Genomic DNA, 19,150 nt, shown 5'->3' with positions numbered 1-19,150 from the left:
GTCGGAGGTGGTGTCCGGATCACCGTCGGGCGGCGGTCCGCCAGGCCCGCCAGCCACCGGTGGCGCTGATGTCCTCGACCTGCGGCCCCACCGCGTACGCCTCGCAGAGGAAACCGAGCACGTCCCGCCCGTCGTGCAGCCGGACCCAGCCGAGGGAGAGCGGTGCCGGCACCCCGGCCAGCAACGCGCCGACCGCGGACGTGGGCAGCCGCCACAGCTCGACGTCGATCGGTAGGCCCGGCGGGCCGGTCGGGGCGGCCCGGACCAGGCCGGGCAGTCCCTCGTCGTCGGGGGTGTCCATCCGGTAGAGCCGGTAGAGCGGCGCGGTCCGGTCCGCGCCGACCAGGGTGGCCCCGTGCCCGGTCAGCTCACCGTTGCGGGACTCGCCGGCCAGGTGCCGCCCCACCACGGCGATCAGCAGTTCCGCCGGGGCGGGAGCCGCCGCCACGCCATCGTGCGGCACCGTCGCCGCAGCGGTGCCCGTCCCGGCCGGGTGGGCGTCCACCGGGGTGGGCTCGGTGAGGGCGGCGGCGAGCCGGGCCAGGGTGAGGTCGCTGAACGCCGGGCCGAGCAGGGTCAGGCTGGCCGGCCGCCCGCCCTCGGTGAACCCGTTGGGCACGGTCACCGCGGCCAGGTCGAGCAGGTTGGCGAACTGGGTGTAGCGGCCGAGCACGGCGTTGCGGCCGATGGGGTCCTCGGCGATCTCGTCGAGGGTGAACGTGGTGCCGACGGTGGGCACCACCAGCACGTCGATCTCCTGCCACCGCCGGTCCACCCGGGCCCGCAGCTCGCGGAGCCGGTGTTGGCCCCGGAAGGCGTCGACCGCGTCGTAGCGTCGACCGGTCTCCAGCACGGCCTGGGTGACCGGGAGGACCGACCCGGGATGCGCCCGCAGGAAGTCGCCCAGCGCGACGAGCCGCTCGGCCACCCAGGGCCCCTGGTAGAGCAGGTCCCCCGCCGCGAGGTAGTCGTCCAGCGGCACCGGCAGCGCGTCGGCGACCAGCGCGCTCAACCGCCGTACGCCGACCGCGAACCGGTCGGCCTGCCCGTCGTCGCCGAAGAAGTCGAGGTCCTCCGGCCGGGGCACCCCGAGACGCAGCGTCGCCCGCACGTCCGCGCTCGCCCGTCGCGCCGGCAGGGCACGGCCCCACGGGTCGGCCGGCGAGACGCCCCGGGCGGCGTGCAGCACGTCGACCGCGCCCGCGACGTCGGTGGTGAACACCGACACGCAGTCCAGCGAGCGGCAGGCCGGCACCACCCCGGCGGTGCTGAGCAGACCCCGGGTGGGTTTGAGCCCGACGATGCCGTTCAGCGCCGCCGGGACCCGGCCGGAGCCGGCGGTGTCCGTACCCAGGGCGAAGCTGACCTGGCCGGCGGCGACCGCGACGGCCGATCCGGAGCTGGAGCCGCCGGAGACGAGCCCGCCGCCGAAGACGCTCTCACCGCTGCCGTACGGCGAGCGGGAGCCGGTCAGGCCGGTGGCGAACTGGTCGAGGTTGGTCTTGCCGACGAGCAGCGCGCCGGCGTCGCGCAACCGGCGCACCACGGGCGCGTCCTGCGCGGCCCGGTAACCGAAGTCGGGGCAGCCGGCCGTGGTGACCATCCCGGCGACGTCGATGTTGTCCTTGACCGCGAAGGGGATGCCGTACAGCGGCAGCGCGGCGGGGTCGTGGTGGCGGGTCAGTTCCTCGGCGCGGGCGCGCAGTTCGGCCGCCGGGACGGTGCTGATCCAGACCGGTCCGCCGTCCCGCCCGTCGAGCCCAGCCAGGACGCGTTCGACCTGGTCGACGGGGCTGGTCGCACCGTCTCGATAGGCCGACCGTAGTTCCGCGACGGTGCCGATGCGCTCTGACATACTGTCGATTGTCGACTGTCTTGTTACGAGCGACGGTCCGCCTCGTAACGACGCCATGACGGCCCGCAGGCCGGGCCGCCACCACCCCGGACCGGCCACGTGCCGTACCCGACCAATCAGGACGACGGAAACCTAGCCGAGGTACGAGCGCGCGCCGTGCGCGGAGAGCACGGCGCGCACCTCCTCCGGGTCTCCCCCGGCGACCGCCTCGAACAGCCGCTCGTGCCGGTGCACGCCGTCGAGCGGCTGAGCCAGCTCCGCCTCACGGCGCAGGTTGATCGCCATGTAGAGCTGCAACTTCACCAGGATCGAGTCGTACACGTCGGACAGCTTCCGGTTGCCGGCGAGCGCCACCAGCGCGACGTGGAACGCCCGGTGCGCCTGCGCGACCAGCATCCGGTCGCCGCGCCGCACCGCCTCGCGCATCTGCTCCAGCGCCGCCCGCAGGCCGGCCAGGTCGTCGTCGCGGGCCACCGGGATGCCGGCCCGCACCGCGAACCGCTCCAGCACGTCGCGCAGCTCGTAGAGTTCCCGCACGTCGCGGTCGGAGAGGGTGGCGACCCGGACGCCCCGCCGGGGCACGTGCTCGACCAGCCCCTGTTGGGCGAGCAACCGCAGCGCCTCCCGCAGCGGCGCCCGGCTGATCCCCAACCGCCTGGTCAGTTGCTCCTCCACCAGGCGTTCACCCGGGTCGCTCCGGCCGCTGAGGATCTCCTGGGTGAGCCGGGTGACGGCCAACTCCACCAGGCTGACACTCTCCAGCTCACCATCCATCGGCGATGCGGCCACGTCGTTCACTCCGCCGAGTCTGCCATCTGTCACCTGACGGGCGGCGCGGCGCATCCCCACCCGGGGGGACGCCGCGCCGCCCGCTCCGGCACCGCCGCCCGCGACCGGCGGGGGCACCGGCTCCGGCCCGCTCAGCGTCCCTGCCAGTCCCCGGCCGGGGTGAGCGGCACCGGCGCGGGTCGCCGCACCGTCGTGTCCAGTGCGATCCGCCGGCCCTCGGCCGCCGACCGCAGCAGCCCGGTCATCGTGTCGAGCACGTGCAGCGCCAGGTCACCGCCCGCCCGGGGGGCCCGGGTGTCGTCGGCCCGGACCGCGTCGACCAGCCCGAGACCCCGGGCGCCGTCCCGGTAGCCCGCCGTCGGCGCGAGCACCTGCCAGCCATCGCCGCCGAGCGGGCACAGCCGGACCTCGCCGGCGAAGTAGTTCGGGTCGGGCACGGCGAGGGTGCCGGTCTCGCCGTGCACCTCGATCGGCGCGGCCGTCGTGGTCACCCCGTCGAAACTGGTGGTGATGGTGGACAGCACCCCACTGTCGTGTTCGAGCACGCCCGACACGTGGGTGTCCACCAGGACGGGGACGCGCTGGCCGAGGCGCGGGCCGTTGCCGATCGTCCGTTCCGGGCGCAGCCGGCTGGCCGCCCCGGTCACCGCGCGTACCGGACCGAGCAGGTGGATCAGCGCCGACAGGTAGTAGGGGCCCATGTCCAGCAACGGGCCGCCGCCCGGGGCGTAGTAGAAGTCGGGGTGGGGATGCCAGCGCTCGTGCCCGGGGGTGACCATGACGGCCGAGGCGGCCAGCGGACGCCCGATCAGCCCGCCGTCGATCGCCGCGCGGGCCGTCTGGGTGCCGGTGCCCAGGACGGTGTCCGGCGCGCAACCCACCCGCACCCCGGCCGAGGCGGCCCGGTCGAGGACCGTGCGCCCCTGCGGCAGCTCCACGGCGAGCGGCTTCTCGACGTACACGTGCTTGCCGGCGTCGATCGCGGCGAGTGAGACCTCCACGTGGGCGGCGGGGATGGTGAGGTTGAGCACCGTCTGCACGTCGGGGTGGTCGAGCAGGCGGGCGACGCCCATCGCCTCGGCGTCGGGGAGGGTCGCGGCTGCGGCGGCCGACCGGTCGGCGTCGAGGTCGGCCACCGCGACGATACGCAGCTCGGGGTGGTCGGCAAGGGTGTCCAGGTAGGCGCGGGAGATGACCCCGAGCCCTACGATGCCGACGCGGTGCGGGTCGCCCACAGCATGCCCCTCTCGATGACGGTCCGCACGGACGGGTGCTCCAGCACGTCGAGGCTGTGCCCGGGGGTGGTCACCACGACCCGCCCGGCCCCCCACTGCCGGGTCCAGACCGCAGGCGAGGTGACCGGCCGGTGCCAGGGGTGCCAGTCGCGGGTGGGGTGGACGGTGGTGGCGAGGACGTCGACCAGGTCGTCGTGCAGCACCCAGTACTGCTCGGTGAGCAGGTCGAAGTCGGCGATCCCGGCGGTGATCGGATGCTGGCGGCCGAGGTCGGTGACCGTCACCGTGTGCGGCAGGAAATTGTCCTGCTCCCCGCCCTGCCGCTCGCAGGGTTCCCGGCCGGGGTGGGTCGCGAACTGGCCGCCCACCAGGTGCAGGTAGTCCGACGAGGCGCGGAACGCGTCCACGATGCCGCCGTGCCAGCCGGTCAGGCCCGTCCCGGCGACGACCGCCGCCCGCAGGCCGGCCACCTCGTCGGCGGTGATCTCGGCCATCGTCATGCACTGCACGACGAGGTCGGTGCCGGCCATCGCGTCGGCGTCGGCGTAGACCGCCGTGGACTCCTCGACCCGTACGGTGTAGCCGTTGTCCTCAAGGAACGGCAGGAACAGCTCGGTCGCCCGGACCGGCTGGTGCCCCTCCCATCCGCCCCGTACCACGAGTGCCGTACGCATCGTCATCCTCGCTCCCTCCACGGGCCGTCACCGCCGGGCCGGCCGCGTGCGCCGCGACGAGCCGACGAGGAGACCTGTTTCTTCACCTGTCGGGCACCAGAACCGTACTCGCGGTTGCCGTCGCGGGCCGCCCGGCACGGATCGCGACGGCACCGCAAGGGTCGACCTGGACCTGACGGGCGGGCCTGCCCCGTGCCGCTCCCCGGCCGACGGAAAACGCCACGATCAGCGAAAACAGGAAACGGTGGAAGATTCATCCGAGTGCATCCGCGCAGTCGCCGCGCCCGTGGGCGAAGCCCGCTTCACTTTGTTGATTTAGGCGGGCCGCACTGCTGTCGCGTGCCCGGCAGCCCGGTGTCCGGAAAGCAGCACGTATTGCTAAGCTCGCCACGGCCTGAACGATTCCACTGAGGCCCGAAAGTGCTTGGAGGACATGTGAGCAGGACATCGGTTCTCATGATCGGCGCCGACCCGTATGCACTGCGTGCGTGCGAGGTGCACGACATCGAACCGGTCCTGTTGTGCAACTCCGGCGCATACGACTCGGGGCGGATTCGCATGCCGGCCGGGGGCACGATGATTCGCGTCGACGACGTGACCAGCCCGGAGGATCTGCTGGGCGGGTTGTACCGGGCCGGCATGGGCGGTCGCACCTTCGACGCGATCCAGACCACCTGGGAGTTCTCGGTCGTCAACGCCGCCGTGCTGGCCCAGGCGCTCGGCGTTCGGGGCATCGCGCCCGAGGTCGCGCTGCACTTCCGCGACAAGTCACTGCAGAAGGCCCGGCTGGCCGAGGCCGGCGTCCCGGTGGCCCGTACGGAGGTCGTCCACGACCTGTACGACGTCAGCACCGTGAAGTTCGAGTTCGACAGCGCGGTGATCAAGCCGATCGCCGGCGGGGGCACCACCTCGACCAGCGTCGTGCACAGCCGCGCCGAGCTGGAGAAGCTCAGCCGCGAGTGCCGCGACAACAAGGAGACCAGCCGCACCTTCCTGTTGGAGGAGTTCGTCGAGGGGGACGAGTGGATGGCCGAGGGGGTCGTCTACAACGGCGAGATCCTCTTCTTCGGCCTGGGTGTCTACACCGAGCCGTGCCTGACGGCGATCACCGGGCAGAAGCCGTTGTCGCTGCGCCGGATCGACCCGACCGACGAGGCGGACGCGTACGCCGCCGCCGAGCCGATCGTGCGGAGCGCCATCGCCGCGCTGGGTCTGCGCGACAGCGTGTTCCACATGGAGCTGTTCCGTGAGCGGGCGACCGGCCGGATCGTGTTCAGCGAGTGCGCGGCCCGGCGAGGTGGGGCGCTCACCCAGGAGCAGGTCATGGCCAAGTTCAACGTCGACCTCGGCGAGGCCGCCCTGCTCTGCGCGGTCGGGCGTAAGCCCCAGCTCGACGTGAAGGTCAACCCCGGCGTGGTGGGCTGCGCAGGGCTGTACGGGCCGGCCGGCACCATCCTCGGCTATCCCGACGTCGATGCGCTGATGGCCCGGCCCGACGTCGCCTTCGTCCAGTTCTGGGTGCCGCCCGGTGCGACGCTGAACACCAAGTTCTCCGCCTCCGCCGACATGCTCGGCGCGGTCCTGCTGATCAGTGACTCCGTCGCCGGGTTCGACAAGCGGGTGGTCGAGACGCGGGAGTGGTTCGACAGCCGGCTGGCGGTCGCCGAGCCGGTGCTCACCGGCGGGCAGCGCTGGGAGTGGGTCCGTCGGCAGTGGCCGGACCGGAACTACTCCGACAGCCTGTTCGCGCTGGCATGACGGCTGCCTCGACGGCGGCCAGTTCGATGCGTGTCCTGGTCAGCCGCATGCTGCCGCCCACCGGGCCGCAGCGTGCGCTGGCCGGTTCCGTCTTCGCCGTGACCATCGGTGGCGGCATGATGTTCAGCAGTTCGCTGTACCTGACCCGGATCGTCGGCATGTCCGCCGGGACGGTGGGCGCGGGTCTGACGGTCGGTGCGGCGGTCGGGCTCGTCGCCGGCCCGCTGGCGGGGCATGCCGCCGACCGGCTGGGGCCACGGGCGGTGCACATCGCCACGTTGCTGCTCGGCGCCGTGGCCACCGCCGGGTTCGTGCTGGTTCGCTCGTTCTGGTCACTGGTCCTGGTCTCGCTGCTGGTCACGCTGGTCGGCACGGCCGCCGCCGCCAGCCGGGCCCCGATGGTCAGGGCGCTCGCCGGAGACCGGCTCACCTGGTTCCTGTCGTACCAACGGGCGATCACCAACGTCGGCGTGATGGCGGGCGTCCTCATCGCCAGCATCGCCATCCAACTCGACTCGGGCCCGGTGTACGTGGGGCTCATTCTGCTGGGGGCCTCGACGTTCCTGGTGGCGGCGGCCGTGTTGACCCGGGTGCCGTACGTGGCACCGCTGCCCCCGACGGACACGAAGCGCCGCTGGGTGGCCTTCGCCGACCGCCCGTACCTGGCGGTGACCCTGATCAACGGCGGGGTGTCGCTGCACCTGGCCATCCCCGCCTTCGCCCTGCCGCTGTGGATCGCCGACCACACCACCCTCCCGCGCGCGACGATCACCGGGTTCATGCTGCTCAACGGCATTCTCGTGGTCGCCCTACAGGTCCGGGTCAGCCGTGGCGTGGTGAACCCGCGGGCCGCGGCACAACGAATGGTCTGGGCGGGTGTGGCGCTGCTGGGGTCGTTGGCCATGATGGGGGCGATGCCGCAGGTGTCGCTGTGGCCGGCGCTCGCCCTGCTCGTCACCGCCACCGTCGTCTACACGTTCGGCGAGTTGTGGCACGCCGCGGCATCGTTCGAGCTGGCGTTCGGGTTGGCCCAGCCGTACGCCCAGGGGCAGTACGCCGGTGCCTTCGGTCTGGGGCAGGGCGCCGCCAACGCGGCGTCACCGGCGGTCCTCGCCGCCACCTGCCTGGCCCACGGGTTGGTGGGCTGGCTCGGGCTGGGTGTGGCGCTGCTGTTGTTGACGTTGCTGACCGGCCCGGCTGTCCGCTTCGCCGAGCGGGCCCGCCCGGTGGTCTCCTCGACGCCCGCACCGGTCGCCGCGCCCGGATGACCGGTGCGGGTGGGACGTCGGGTGTCCACGGCACCGGCCCGACAGTTCCCACCTGGACAATGTGCGTGAGTGCGGTTCGTCGCGCGGTCGACATCGCGATCATTCGGGGTCCGGCTGGACGTCAGGGTGAGTCTCTGGCGCATCGGGACGGCGTGGTGTGACATGATTTTCGGCTGAACGCGCCGACCGGAAGAATGGAGGAGCGATGGCAGACGACATTTACCAGAAACTTGTCAACCTGCTGGACGAACGTGGTGCGACCTATCGGGTGATCGAGCATGACCCGGAGGGTGAGACGGCCGCGGTGAGCGCGTTGCGGGGACACGATCCGGCACAGGCCGCCAAATGCATCATCGTCATGGTGAAAATCGGCAAGAAGGTCACCAGGTTCGTCGCCGCGGTGCTGCCCGGCGACAGGCGGGTGAGCTTCGACAAGCTCAAGGCACTTACCGGCGGCACGTTCGCGAGGTTCGCCGAGCGTGACGTCGCCGAGAAGCTCGCGGGGACCCCGGTGGGCACCATCCCGCCGTTCGCTTTCGACGAGCGGCTGGAGCTGATCTTCGACCCGGAGCTGTTGCAGTACGACGAGGTCTTCTTCAACGCGGGTCGGCTGGACCGCACCATCGGCGTGGCCACCAAGGACTACCTGGCCATCGCCGAACCCCGGATCGAGTCGATCATGGAGGCGTGAGCAGGGACCGGGTCAGCGTGTGCAGGGAGCGGTCGCCGGCCGCCAGTACCACACCCCGGCTGTCGAAGCCCAGGTCGGCGCCGGCCCAGTCGGTCATGAGGCCGCCGGCGCCACCGATCACCGCGGCGGGGGCGAAGACGTCGTACGGTTTGAGGCCACAGTCCACCGACAGATCGGTACGGCCACCGGCCAGCAGGCCGAAGGCGTAGGAGCTGGCACCGTAGAGGGTGTAACGGACCCGGCGGCGGACCCGGTCCAGGGCCTGCCGCTCGGCCGGGGGAAAGAAGTCCGGGTTCGAGCACGTCAGCAGTGCCTCCCCGGGATCGGGGCACCGGCGGGTGCGGACCGGGGAACCGTTGCGTGAGGCGAAACCGTCGACCACGCCCACCCACCGGTCGTCGGTGGCCGGATAGTCGAGGACGCCGATCCAGGGACGGCCACCCCGGGCGAGGGCGACCAGGGTGCCGTACACGGGAATCCCGGCGATGAAGGCGGCGGTGCCGTCCACCGGGTCGAGTACCCACACCAGGTCCGCGTCCAGATCGCAGGGGCCGTACTCCTCGCCCAGGACACCGTGTCCCGGGAACTCGTCGGCTATCAGCTCCCGCAGCCGGACCTCGATCGCCCGGTCGACCTCGGTGACGAGGCTGCGGTCGGCCTTCGCCTCCACCGCCGTGACCGTCAGCGCCGCTGCGGCCAGCATCCGCCGGCTCTCCGCAGCCAACCGCACCGCGAACGCCGTCAGGGTGTCCGTCCCGACCCTCATGAGCCCTCCGCGAGGGTCGCGGCGAACGCCCAGTCGAGCCAGGGCAGCAGCGCCTCGATGTCGTCGGCCTCGACGGTCGGGCCACCCCAGATCCGCAGCCCCGGCGGTGCCTCCCGGTGCCCGGCGAGGTCGTAGCCGGCCCCGTGCTCCTCGATCGACGCACACATCCGGTCCACGAACGCCCGCTGCGCCTGCGGGCTCAACGTGTCGAACGCGGGGTGTCGCAGCCGCAGGCAGATGCTCGTCGACGAGACCGTCGCCGGATCCGAGGCGAGGAACTCCACCCAGGAACGTCCGGCCACCCACCGGGACACCACGGCGAGGTTGCGCCGCGAGCGGGCGAGCAGTTCGGGCAGCCCGCCCGCCCGGACGCACCAGTCGAGAGCGACAAGCGCGTCCTCGACGGCCAGCATCGACGGCGAGTTGATGGTGAAGCCGTCGAACACCTCGTCGAGCAGCTGCCCGTCGCGGGTCAGCCGGAACACCTTCGGCAGCGGCCGGTCCGGCTGGTACGTCTGCAGCCGGTGCACGGCCGCCGGTGACAACGCGATCATCCCGTGCGCGCCCTCGCCGCCCAGCGACTTCTGCCACGACCAGGTCACCACGTCGAGCTTGGCGACGTCGACGTCGAGGCCGAACACGGCGGACGTCGCGTCGCAGATCGTGAGCCCCGACCGGTCGGCCGGGATCCAGTCCGAGCCCGGCACACACACCCCGGACGTGGTGCCGTTCCAGGTGAACACCACGTCCCGGCGGAAGTCCACCGCGGTGAGGTCGGGCAGCTCACCGTAGGCGTCCGCCCGGTGCACCCGTACCCCCGGCACGCGCAGCTGGGACACCACGTCCGCCAGCCAGGTGTAGCCGAAGTTCTCCCAACAGCACACCTCCGCCCCGAGCGGACCCAACAGGTTCCACATCGCCAGCTCGATCGCGCCGGTGTCGGAGCCGGGAACGATCGCCACCCGGTAGCCGTCCGGAACACCGAGCAACCGCGCCGAGGTGCGGATGACCTCGCGGAGCCGCTGCTGCCCGGCCGGGTGCCGGTGCGACCTGCCGACGAACGCCTCCGCGAGCACGCCGGGCGTCCAGCCGGGGATCTTCGCGCAGGGCCCCGACGAGAACCACGGCCGGGCCGGACGCCGCGCCGGACGTCCGAGCGGCGGCACCGGCAGGGGTGCGGGCTGCGGCCGGCCCGGCGCGGCGGAGGACCTGGTCACGAGGTCAGGCTGACGAAGTGCCGGCGGGTGCCCTCGTACGCGAACCGCCCGTGCTGCACCACCTGGTTGTTCAGGACCAGCACGTCACCCGCCCGCATCCGGACCGCGACGGTCGTCCGCCAGAGCATGCCGCGCAGGTACGACACCAGCTCCGGCGGGATCGGCCCGCCGTCGCCGTACGTGGTGGTCGCCGGATAGTCACCGTCCGGCAGGTCGGCGGGAAAACCTGGATGCGCCCGCCAGTACGAGCAGTGCAGCTCGGTCACCTGGTTGAACCACAGTTCGTGACCCGTCACCCGGTCGGTGACGAACGCGTCCCGCCGATAGTGGTAGCGCAACCGGCCGTCGGCGTCCCAGGTGCACTCGTAACCGCAGGCGCGCAGGTGTTCCTCGACCGTGCCCGGGTCGTCGGTGCCGAACGTGTCGACCCAGCCGGTCTCGCCCGCCGTCGAGGCACGCGGCAGGTTGCGGTGGTAGCGCACGCCCCGGGCGCGGAACTCGTCGAGGACGGCGGCGGGGATCAGCGCGGCGGTCTGCCGGATGTCGTTGACGGGCACCTCACCGCCGCGCTCGGCCGGCTTCTCGCAGAAAAAGAGGATCTTGCGGGGATACCCGGGCAGGTACGCCATCTCGTGGTGTGGCGACAGCGTCACCCGGGCATCCTCGTCGCTCGCGTGCAACGCCACGTCCGAGTCGTTGCGACGCACGGCGATGCCACCCCGGTAGCCGACGAGGTCGTAGCCGAGGCCCGCGACGAGCGCCTCGAAACCCCTACGGTCGGTCAGCGGCATCCCCCGCAGGAGCAGTCCGCCGTGCGTCGGCAGTTGCCGGTCGACGGCGTCCCGGACCGCCGCGTAGAGCTGCGGTCCCGGCGCGACGTCGGCGTCGAGGGCCAGGGTCGGGATCAGGTCACCGCTGTCCGGCACGCTCTCGGGGAAACTGTCGTGCGCCGAGCCGGCCAGATAGGCACGCCCGCGCACCGGCACGCGGAACGGGGCGTCGGGCGGTACCCGCCGGAACGTCGGTGTACAGGTCTCGGTCATCGCCGCCTACCTCTCGGGGTGTCCGCGCAGGACACAGATTTCGTGGTGGACCGGCTCGCCGGCGGCGAGCCGGTCCCTCGCCTCGTGCGCGGAGATCGGTTCGCGGCCCAGCGGGTCGCGGTAGAACTCGCAGACGAAGTCCCGCTCGAAGCCGGTGCCACCGATGGCGGCCTCCAGCGCGACGAAGAACGAGATGTCGGTGCCGGGGTGTTGACGCACGATCCGGGAGGCGAGTTCCTCGGGTCGGTAGCCGTTGGCGCGCAGCAACCGCAGCAGCACCTCCCGCCCGGTGCGGCAGCTGAGGTTGAGGACCACCTGGGCGTTCGGCACACCGGCCCGGACCTGCCGCAGCAGCGCCTCAATGAGGCCGAGCCCGACCGCGTTGTACGGGTACCCGTGGAAGACCGTCCACGGGTAGTAGTGGGCGAGGTGGTCGGCCGCCTCGGGCGCCTGCCCGGCCGGGGCCCGCAACGACGCGACGTGGAACCGCGCGCACATCGCGTCGTGGGGATCGGGAACCTGCGGCAGGCAGGCCACGACCACGTCGACCCCGGCCGCCCCGGCGGCCGGCAGGTCGATGAGGTTGACCGCCCCGTGGATCGGGCGGAACCGGTCGCGCAGTTCCGGCGCGGCCTCCCCGACGCAGCGCTCCGCGAGCTGTACCAGACGCGGATCCAGGTCACTCGCCAGCACCAGTTCGGCGTCGCAGTCCCGCAGCATGAACACCACGTTCGTGCCGCTGCCGACGCCGACCTCGTAGACGCGGCACCCGCGCAGACCCGCGCGGGCCAGACCGCTCTGCATCGTCGTCGTCCACGGATCGGACGGATCGAACGCGTAGCTCGGCACGGCTGGCCGTACCCCTGACGCGGCGTCAACCGACATGTCTCAGCCTCCTGTGACGGCGGGTGGCCGGCGGGATGCACCAACGGTTTCCTCGATCAGCAGCACCGAGCCGGCCTGACCCCGCAGGCAGTGGTCGGAACTCATCGACGCGGCGTACCCGCCGGAGTTGAGCAGCGCGACGGGGTCGCCGGCCCGCAGTTTCGGCATCCGGTGGCCGGTCGCCCACACGTCGAGCGCCTCGTTGATGTTGCCGACCACGGTGTACGTCTCGGTCCCCTCGTCCCAGCGCGGCGCGATCGCGGCCGGCTCGCAGGGCAGGCCGTAGAAGGCGGGTTCCATCGCGAGGTTGAAGCCCGCGTCGAGGCCCGCGAAGAGCACGTCACGGCGACGCTCCACGTACGTGACCGTGGTGAGCAGCACCCCGGCGTCCTTGACGAGGTAGTCACCAGGTTCCACGGCGACGGTCAGCCCACGGCCGCCGAAGTGCCGGGCCACGACGCCCGCCCAGCGGTCCAGGTCGAGCAGCCGGTCCTCGGCGGTGTGCGGCACACCCAGACCACCACCGAGGTTGACCTCGGTGACGTCGGGGAACAAGGGCAGGAACCCCGCCGCCGTGGCGAGCGCCCGGTCGAGCTGGTCGAGCTGTGCGTCGAGGTAGCCGCAGCCGACGTGCAGGTGCAGCCGGGTGACCCGCAGGTCCCGCCGGGCGGCCACCGCCAACGCCTCGGCGACGTGCTCGGCGTAGATGCCGAACTTGGTGGTCGCGGCGCCGGAGTACCGCAGCCGGTCGTCGTCCTGGTAGCCGACGCCGACCCCGGGGTTCACCCGCAGTCCGACGTCACGGCCCGGACCGGCCCGGCCGAGCGCGTCCAGCGACGCGACGGAGTCGAGGTTGACCCGCACCCGTGGGGACCTGGCGAGAACCTCGATGTCCCTCGTCGACAGCGAGGTGCCGGTGAACGAGACCGCCTCGGCCGGGAAGCCGCAGGCGAGGACGTGTGCCAACTCGCCCGTGGAACACACGTCGACCCCGGGCAGGCCGGCCGCGCGCAGGTACGTCAACAGGGCCGGCGTCCGGTTGGCCTTGACCGCGTAGTGGACCCGGTGGTCGATCCCCGCCCCGTCCAGTGCGGCGCTCACCCGGTCGAGGTTGTCCCGTACCCGGTCGGCCCGCAGGACGTAGCTCGGCGTGCCGACCTGCGCTGCCAACTCGACCAGGTCCGTGCCGCCGAGGTGCAGCCGACCGGCACGGTACCTGAGGTCGTCGCGCTGCCACCACGGCGCCGTGGTCAGGTACCGCACCCGCTCGGCGGCCCCGGCCAACGCACCGGTGATGTGTTCGCGGCTGCATCCGTCGCCGAGGATCACCTCCAGCGGCTCGGCCTCCCCGTGCCCGGCGGTGACCGCCTGCTTGATCCGCATGACCGTCAGGACCGGGCTCAGTCCACGGCAGTCGAGGACGGTCGGCTGTCCCTCCATGCTCACTCCCACCTCCACCGGTTCCGGACCTAACCGATCCGACCCGCGTCGAGATCGGCCTGCGCGGCCGCGAGCGCCCCGGCGACGATGTCCACCATGCGGTCGATCTCGGCGCGCGTCACGACCAGCGGCGGCGACATGATGCAGAGGTTCTCGTACGGACGGACCAGCAGGCCGGCCCGTTCGCAGTACGCGTCGACCCGCCCGGCGAGGGCCATGTTGCGCGGGGTCGGACCCGTCTCGCCGGGTACCTGGCACTCCACGCACGCCATCAGGTGGTCGCCGCGTACGGCGTAGACGATCGGCGAGGACCGCAACGCCCGTAACCGCTCGACGAAGTACGGTCCGACGTCGCGGACGTGGCCGCAGATGTCCTCCCGCCGCATCACCTCGATGTTGGCGATGGCAGCCGCACACGCCACCGGGTGCCCGGAGTAGGTGAACCCGTTGGAGAACACCGGCTTCGCCGGATCGGCCGTCTCGGCCAGGGTCTCGGCGATCGGGTCGGCGATCAGCACCGCGCCGAGCGGCTGGTAGCCCGAGGTCAACCCCTTCGCGGTGACGAGCAGGTCCGGCACGATCCCGAAGTGCGGCTCGGAGGCGAAGAAGTGGCCGAGCCGACCGAAACCGGTGACGGTCTCGTCGCTGACGTACAGGATGTCGTGACGGCGGCACAGTTCACGGGTGGCGGCGTGGTAGCCCGGTGGCGGGATGAGCACCCCGCCGGAGGCGAGGATCGGCTCGGCGACGAAGCAGGCGATGTTCTCCGGGCCGATCTCGTCGATCGCCGCCGTCATCCCGTCGAGGAGTTCGTCGAGCCGCCGGTCCGCCGGTACGTCCGAGGTGTCGGGGTCGTGACCCGGGCTGTCCAGATGGTGCACCCAGCCGGATTCGTAGTGGAAGCGGGTACGGTCGGCGGCCTTCCCGGACAACGACGCCGCCAGGTAGGTGCTGCCGTGGTAGGCGTCCACCCTGGACAGCACGTGGAACTTGTCCGGACGACCGACGCTGGCCCAGTAGAACTGCGCCGTCCGCACCGCCGACTCGACCGCGGTCGACCCACCCGTGGTGAAGTGCACCCGGTTCAGGTCCCCCGGCGCGAGTCCGGCCAGCAGCCCGGCCAGTCGCACGGCTGGCTCGTTGGCCACGTCCCCGAACGGGGTGAAGTACGGCATCCGCGCCGCCTGGTCACGCACCGCGTCGATGATCTCCTGCCGGCCGTAGCCGACCGTGACGCACCACATGCCGCCGATCGCGTCGAGATAGGACCTGCCGTGGCTGTCGACGATCTCCACCCCATGCGCCCGGCTGACGACGAGCGGCTGCTGCTTGCCCAGCACCGACAGGTCGGCCCACGGGTGCACGACGTGCCGCGCGTCCAACGCCTCAAGGTCGTTCATGCTCTCCCCCATCTCAGGCCGACCTCAGCACGGCGCGGTACTCCTCGTGTGCCCTGGTCAGCGGGGCGGACCGGTAGTCCTCGCGGTACCGCTCCAGGCTGGGGTAGTCCGCTGCGGCCTCCCGTTCGAGGGCCGTCAGGAAGCTCCCGTCGCGGATGCCGGCGAGAATCGCCCGCCCCCGCTCCCGGACGTCCTCACCGAGCAGCGTGCCGAGCTGACGCTGGACGCCGAACCGGCACGTCGGCGAGCCCTGCTGTTCGATGACCTCGTAGAGGCCGATCGTGGCCGCCTCGACCATCATCTCCGCCATCTCGCCCGAGGCGTGCATGTCCAGCAACGCCGCGACCGGGTCGCACCCCTGCTCGACCAGGACCTCGAACGCGACCCGGACGGAGTCGAGCAGCAACGGGGTGAGGAACTGCTCCTGGAACAGGTCGAGTTCGGTCTCGGTGGCGGTCGACACGGGTAGCACCCCGTAGCGGGTGAACCCGACCGCCGCCGCGACGCCGAGGGTACGGGCCAACGCCCGGCCGGTGGCGTCACGGACCACGTCGACGAACGCGAGCACGCCGCTGCCGTCGAGATAGCGCCGCCGGATCGGCCGACCGAACATCTTCGGGGCGAGCAGCGCGACGTCGAGGCCCGGCGCGGGATCGACCCGGTCGAACCGGAGCGAGAAGCCGTGCGCGAGCAGGAACAGGTCCCCGTCGCGCAGGTTCGGCGCGAGGTCGGCGGAGAACACCGCCGGGTGCGCCTCGTCGGGGATGAGCAGGATGACGATCGACGCGGCGGCGGCCGCCTCCGCGATCGACCTGGTGTCGAATCCGTCGGCGACGGCGTCCGGGCGGTACTCGTCGTCGCGGTTGCCGATGACGACAGGCACCCCGCTGTCGCGCAGGTTCGCCGCGAACGCCCTGCCCTGGATGCCGTAGCCGATGACGGCGACGGTCTCGCCCGCGATGTCGGTGACGCTCGCGTCCTTGTCGAAGTACATGGTGGGTCCCTTCGCCATCGGCCGGTACCGGGGTCGCCGGATGCCGGCCAGCTGGTCAGTCGACCCCGCCGGCCATCAGTCGATCGACCTTCACGGGTTCGTGGTCACGTACGCGCGCGCCGAGGTCGGCGTACGCCATGTTGCGGGTGTAGATCTCCTGGAACGCCGTCCACTCGGCACGCCGGCGTGCCTCGTCCCAGCCCAGCCGTTCGGCGAGTTCGGCGAGCACCAGGTCCAGGACGGACAGGTCGAGATCGGCCCTGCCGTCCGCGTCGAATACCACCGCGTCGCGGACCGCTCCCGTGTTGAGCAGGTAGTCCGAGTAGCTGCCGACCATCTGGTAGGTGACGTGATGGGCCGCCTTGGCCCGGATGAACTCGCGGTCGCCGCGGGTGGCGGGGTGGTCGGGGGCGTACCGTTGCTCGTCGACGACGGGCAGGAACGGCAGCCGCTTCGTCGTGGAGCGCCCGATCCGCCGGCCGTGCCGGTCGCGGAGTTCCCGGGCCAGTATCCCGGAGACCACCTGGCCGGCCCAGCGGATGTCGGTCAGCTTCACGTTGACCAGGTCGAGTAGCAGGCCGTCACCGACGACGCGCCGGTGGATCCGGAACATCCGCGAGATGTCCTTGACCGAGATCTCGCCGCCGTCGGTGGAGGCGAGCGGCCGGATGCCGCAGAAGACGTTGAAGATGTCCCGCCTGTCGATCTTCCAGCGGTCGTCCACCAGGTCGTTGTACGAGTGCAGCAGTTCCTCGTACTCGTCGGCCTCGGGCACCGTGCGGTAGGGATCCTGCTGGCCTCGGTCGGTGGTGGTGCACTGCACGTACCACAGGCCGTGCTGGTAGAACGGGCGCAGGTAGTGCTGCCGCTCGGCGTTGAGCGGCACCAGACCGACCTGTAGCCGGGGGTCGGCCGCGATCGTCTCGTGGATGAACCGGTTGGTGGCCTCCAGATGGGTGCCCCGGGAGTACGCCACCGACCTACGGCCGTCGGGCTCCGCGGTACGGTGCCGGGCCTCGTCGATCCACGGGCCGGCCGCGTTGGTGATGGTGCGCGCCCGCACCACCACCGTCTCGGGCAGGCTGTCGTCGGCGAACCGGCGGGCGAGGGTGACCCGGAAGTAGCCGGCCGGGTCCCACTCGTAGCCGTCGACCTCGACGTGGCACAGGGCGCGGATCGGGTGCTCCGGGCCACCGCGCAGGTACGCGTCCCGAATGGTCTTGACCACCAGGATCTTGTCGTTGTTGGCCTTGCCGTCCCAGTAGCGGATGCCGCCCACCACGTCGGACGCCGCGAGGTGGGGCAGTTCACGGTGCAGCGCCGCCCGGTCACGGAACACCTTGACCCGGCTGAACCGCGGCACCAGCCCGCACCAGGCCCACAGCGTGGTGAAGAGATCGTAGAGGGAGATCCCGAAGAAGACCGACCACTTCTTCTCCGGACTGTCGGGAAGGACGAACACGATGTTCGGGATCTCCTCGACGGTGCCGCCGGTGGTCTCCAACAGGATCTTGCGCTCGCGGGTGCCGTACCAGACCAGTTGCAGGTCGAGCCAGGCGCTGCGCAGGTGTTGCAGGCTGCTCTGCCTGATCTTCGGGTCGCGCCGCAGGTGGGCGGCGAGCAACATGCGGTGGAACGCCATCCGCAGGTAGCGGATGCCGGGGTGGATGGCCTTGCCGGTCTTGCTCGACGTCTCGCCGCCGAACGGCCCCCGGTCGACGAGCAACGCGCTGACGTCCCCCCGGGAGGCCAGGTCACGCAGCACCCCGGCGCCCGCCGCGCCGCCACCGACGATCAGCGTGTCGTGCACCCTCGCCGGGTCGGCGGCGTCTTCCTCGACCAGTTCGCGGTACTGCCGCACCACGTCCGTCATGGCGAACGTCCGGGTGACCGGCGGACGTAGGGACGACGACTTCACCATGCACGACCTCCTCGTTGAACAGCGATGATCCGGTGGTTCGCAGCGCGTTTCGCGTGGAAGGTGACGGCGTGGTCCGGAGGCACCGGGGACGTCGTCCGCCAGTCCCAGGTCCGTTCGATCATGTACGTCATGAACGCGCGGATCTGCTCGGGACTCATCCCCCGGGCGCCACGTCGACGCGCGACGAGCACCTCCTGTGCCTCCCGGTCGCTGACCATCTGCGCGAACGACGGCCATTCGAAGCTCCACAACGCGTCCATCCGGTCGAAGACCGGACGCCACCGGCGGAGTTGCTCGGCGACCCGGCGGCGCAGGCCGTCCGGCACCAGCGCGGGATCGACGTCGGTCTCGGCACCGGCGAACCACAGGTCGAACAGGAACACCCCGACCCGCCCCCGCACCTCGAAGTACCGGTCCGGGCCGGTGGGCTGGTCGTCGGCCTTCTTGTCGAAGTTGCCCATCCGGATGACGCTGCCCGCACGGCTGCTGTCCGCCAGCTCCGCCAGGTTGCGGCGCAACCAGGCCAGATCGTGGGTGCCGGGACCGGACCGGTTGGTGACGCCGGGGATACCGGGGTCGTAGCCCAGCGCCCGCAACGGCTCACGCTCGGCGCGCGACAGATACCAGTCGTCGCCGCTGCGGGCCACCGCCCGCCCCTCGGTCTCCGGGTCCAGCAACACGTCGAGCAGGACGGCCAGCGCGGTCGACAGGACCGTCTTGCCCGAACCCGGGCTGCCGTTGAACCCCATCACGAACAGCCCGTCGGGCCGGCGTCGCCGCTTCTCGGCCGCTATCCAGCAGGCGAGCGGCAGGTACAGCCGCCACAGGTCGGCAAGCGGCACCGGATCGTCGCCGTGACCGGCGAAGTACCCCCGCCACCAGTCGGCGAACGGCCCGTACGCCCGGCGCAGCACGTCGATCCGCTCGGCCACGGTGCCGGGGACGACGCCGGTCGGGGCGTCGACGGTGAACGGCTCGGTGAGCGGGTCGGGCGCGGTCAACGCGTCGAGGTCCGCGGCGTCGAGGTGCGCGCCCGCGATGACCCGGTCCAGCACCGGGGTGAGGTGCCGGTCCACCGTCGACCGCAGTAGCTGCGGCTCCGGTCCGCCGTCCACCGCCGACGCCTCGGCCGACAGCAGGAACCGCACCGCCGCCGCGTCCGGCGCGCTCCGGCTCCACCTGACGATCTGCTCGGCTGTCGCTGACCCGGGCAT

General features: G+C 71.8%; 16 protein-coding genes. 3 read left to right on the top strand and 13 right to left on the bottom strand.

Translation table 11 applies throughout. The features are described from left to right. Window positions 1-19: 19 nt before the first annotated feature. From atzF to ACWCHM_RS08090, 4 genes are all read right to left on the bottom strand, one after another. Window positions 20-1,855, bottom strand: coding sequence for an allophanate hydrolase (gene atzF / locus ACWCHM_RS08105; protein WP_454221911.1), 1,836 nt, complete (start codon window positions 1,853-1,855; stop codon window positions 20-22). A 132-nt stretch (window positions 1,856-1,987) separates the two neighbouring features. Then, window positions 1,988-2,653, bottom strand: a complete 666-nt coding sequence (locus ACWCHM_RS08100; RefSeq protein WP_454221910.1) for a GntR family transcriptional regulator — start codon at window positions 2,651-2,653, stop codon at window positions 1,988-1,990. Between the two features lie 122 nt (window positions 2,654-2,775). Then, window positions 2,776-3,879 (bottom strand): Gfo/Idh/MocA family protein, encoded by a 1,104-nt coding sequence (locus tag ACWCHM_RS08095; RefSeq protein ID WP_454221909.1) that lies wholly within the window; start codon window positions 3,877-3,879, stop codon window positions 2,776-2,778. Beyond that, window positions 3,849-4,559 (bottom strand): ThuA domain-containing protein, encoded by a 711-nt coding sequence (locus ACWCHM_RS08090; RefSeq protein ID WP_454221908.1) that lies wholly within the window; start codon window positions 4,557-4,559, stop codon window positions 3,849-3,851. The genes ACWCHM_RS08095 and ACWCHM_RS08090 overlap by 31 nt, the downstream gene beginning before the upstream one ends. Before the next feature lie 588 nt (window positions 4,560-5,147). On the opposite strand from ACWCHM_RS08090, the gene ACWCHM_RS08085 reads away from it, so the two are divergent. The 3 genes from ACWCHM_RS08085 (at window position 5,148) to ACWCHM_RS08075 (ending at window position 8,270) form a co-directional block, all read left to right on the top strand. After that, entirely contained in the window at window positions 5,148-6,311 is a 1,164-nt protein-coding gene (locus ACWCHM_RS08085; protein WP_454221907.1) for an ATP-grasp domain-containing protein, read from the top strand. After that, window positions 6,308-7,579, top strand: coding sequence for an MFS transporter (locus tag ACWCHM_RS08080; protein ID WP_454221906.1), 1,272 nt, complete (start codon window positions 6,308-6,310; stop codon window positions 7,577-7,579). Before ACWCHM_RS08085 ends, ACWCHM_RS08080 begins: the two co-directional genes overlap by 4 nt. A 205-nt stretch (window positions 7,580-7,784) precedes the next feature. Next, the gene (locus ACWCHM_RS08075; RefSeq protein ID WP_204961541.1) at window positions 7,785-8,270 is read left to right on the top strand and encodes a YbaK/EbsC family protein; all 486 of its coding nucleotides are present in this window, start codon (window positions 7,785-7,787) and stop codon (window positions 8,268-8,270) included. Here the strand turns inward: ACWCHM_RS08075 and ACWCHM_RS08070 are convergent. From ACWCHM_RS08070 to ACWCHM_RS08030, 9 genes are read right to left on the bottom strand one after another with little or no spacing between them, the layout of a single operon-like run. Beyond that, window positions 8,257-9,036 (bottom strand): inositol monophosphatase family protein, encoded by a 780-nt coding sequence (locus ACWCHM_RS08070; protein WP_454221905.1) that lies wholly within the window; start codon window positions 9,034-9,036, stop codon window positions 8,257-8,259. The genes ACWCHM_RS08075 and ACWCHM_RS08070 overlap by 14 nt on opposite strands. Further along, the gene (locus ACWCHM_RS08065) at window positions 9,033-10,253 is read right to left on the bottom strand and encodes a phosphoserine transaminase (protein ID WP_454221904.1); all 1,221 of its coding nucleotides are present in this window, start codon (window positions 10,251-10,253) and stop codon (window positions 9,033-9,035) included. Before ACWCHM_RS08065 ends, ACWCHM_RS08070 begins: the two co-directional genes overlap by 4 nt. Then, a complete protein-coding gene (locus ACWCHM_RS08060) occupies window positions 10,250-11,296 on the bottom strand; it encodes a TauD/TfdA family dioxygenase (RefSeq protein ID WP_454221903.1) in 1,047 nt (348 codons plus the stop codon). The genes ACWCHM_RS08065 and ACWCHM_RS08060 overlap by 4 nt, the downstream gene beginning before the upstream one ends. A 6-nt stretch (window positions 11,297-11,302) precedes the next feature. Next, a complete protein-coding gene (locus tag ACWCHM_RS08055; RefSeq protein WP_204961537.1) occupies window positions 11,303-12,181 on the bottom strand; it encodes a hypothetical protein in 879 nt (292 codons plus the stop codon). A 3-nt stretch (window positions 12,182-12,184) separates the two neighbouring features. After that, on the bottom strand, window positions 12,185-13,621 hold the full coding sequence (locus ACWCHM_RS08050) for a diaminopimelate decarboxylase (protein WP_204961536.1): 1,437 nt from the start codon (window positions 13,619-13,621) through the stop codon (window positions 12,185-12,187). A 29-nt stretch (window positions 13,622-13,650) separates the two neighbouring features. Continuing rightward, entirely contained in the window at window positions 13,651-15,021 is a 1,371-nt protein-coding gene (locus tag ACWCHM_RS08045; RefSeq protein ID WP_454221902.1) for an aminotransferase, read from the bottom strand. A gap of 13 nt (window positions 15,022-15,034) precedes the next feature. Further along, window positions 15,035-16,033: an NAD(P)-binding domain-containing protein gene (locus tag ACWCHM_RS08040; protein WP_204961534.1), complete on the bottom strand. Its 999-nt coding sequence runs from the start codon at window positions 16,031-16,033 to the stop codon at window positions 15,035-15,037. 37 nt (window positions 16,034-16,070) lie between these two features. Beyond that, window positions 16,071-17,936: an FAD-dependent oxidoreductase gene (locus ACWCHM_RS08035; RefSeq protein ID WP_454221901.1), complete on the bottom strand. Its 1,866-nt coding sequence runs from the start codon at window positions 17,934-17,936 to the stop codon at window positions 16,071-16,073. Further along, window positions 17,930-19,150, bottom strand: coding sequence for a hypothetical protein (locus ACWCHM_RS08030; RefSeq protein WP_454221900.1), 1,221 nt, complete (start codon window positions 19,148-19,150; stop codon window positions 17,930-17,932). The genes ACWCHM_RS08035 and ACWCHM_RS08030 overlap by 7 nt, the downstream gene beginning before the upstream one ends.

This window comes from Micromonospora sp. SCSIO 07396, assembly GCF_053667945.1.
This window is presented reverse-complemented; position numbering and strand designations above follow the sequence as displayed.

What these genes read in the sequence shown, in the direction of transcription:
- atzF (WP_454221911.1), bottom strand. Translation starts at nt 1,855, where the DNA reads ATGTCAGAGCGCATCGGCACCGTCGCGGAACTACGGTCGGCCTATCGA.
- ACWCHM_RS08090 (WP_454221908.1), bottom strand. Translation starts at nt 4,559, where the DNA reads ATGACGATGCGTACGGCACTCGTGGTACGGGGCGGATGGGAGGGGCAC.
- ACWCHM_RS08080 (WP_454221906.1), top strand. Translation starts at nt 6,308, where the DNA reads ATGACGGCTGCCTCGACGGCGGCCAGTTCGATGCGTGTCCTGGTCAGC.
- ACWCHM_RS08075 (WP_204961541.1), top strand. Translation starts at nt 7,785, where the DNA reads ATGGCAGACGACATTTACCAGAAACTTGTCAACCTGCTGGACGAACGT.
- ACWCHM_RS08070 (WP_454221905.1), bottom strand. Translation starts at nt 9,036, where the DNA reads ATGAGGGTCGGGACGGACACCCTGACGGCGTTCGCGGTGCGGTTGGCT.
- ACWCHM_RS08060 (WP_454221903.1), bottom strand. Translation starts at nt 11,296, where the DNA reads ATGACCGAGACCTGTACACCGACGTTCCGGCGGGTACCGCCCGACGCC.
- ACWCHM_RS08055 (WP_204961537.1), bottom strand. Translation starts at nt 12,181, where the DNA reads ATGTCGGTTGACGCCGCGTCAGGGGTACGGCCAGCCGTGCCGAGCTAC.
- ACWCHM_RS08050 (WP_204961536.1), bottom strand. Translation starts at nt 13,621, where the DNA reads ATGGAGGGACAGCCGACCGTCCTCGACTGCCGTGGACTGAGCCCGGTC.
- ACWCHM_RS08045 (WP_454221902.1), bottom strand. Translation starts at nt 15,021, where the DNA reads ATGAACGACCTTGAGGCGTTGGACGCGCGGCACGTCGTGCACCCGTGG.
- ACWCHM_RS08040 (WP_204961534.1), bottom strand. Translation starts at nt 16,033, where the DNA reads ATGGCGAAGGGACCCACCATGTACTTCGACAAGGACGCGAGCGTCACC.
- ACWCHM_RS08035 (WP_454221901.1), bottom strand. Translation starts at nt 17,936, where the DNA reads ATGGTGAAGTCGTCGTCCCTACGTCCGCCGGTCACCCGGACGTTCGCC.
- ACWCHM_RS08030 (WP_454221900.1), bottom strand. Translation starts at nt 19,150, where the DNA reads ATGCCCGGGTCAGCGACAGCCGAGCAGATCGTCAGGTGGAGCCGGAGC.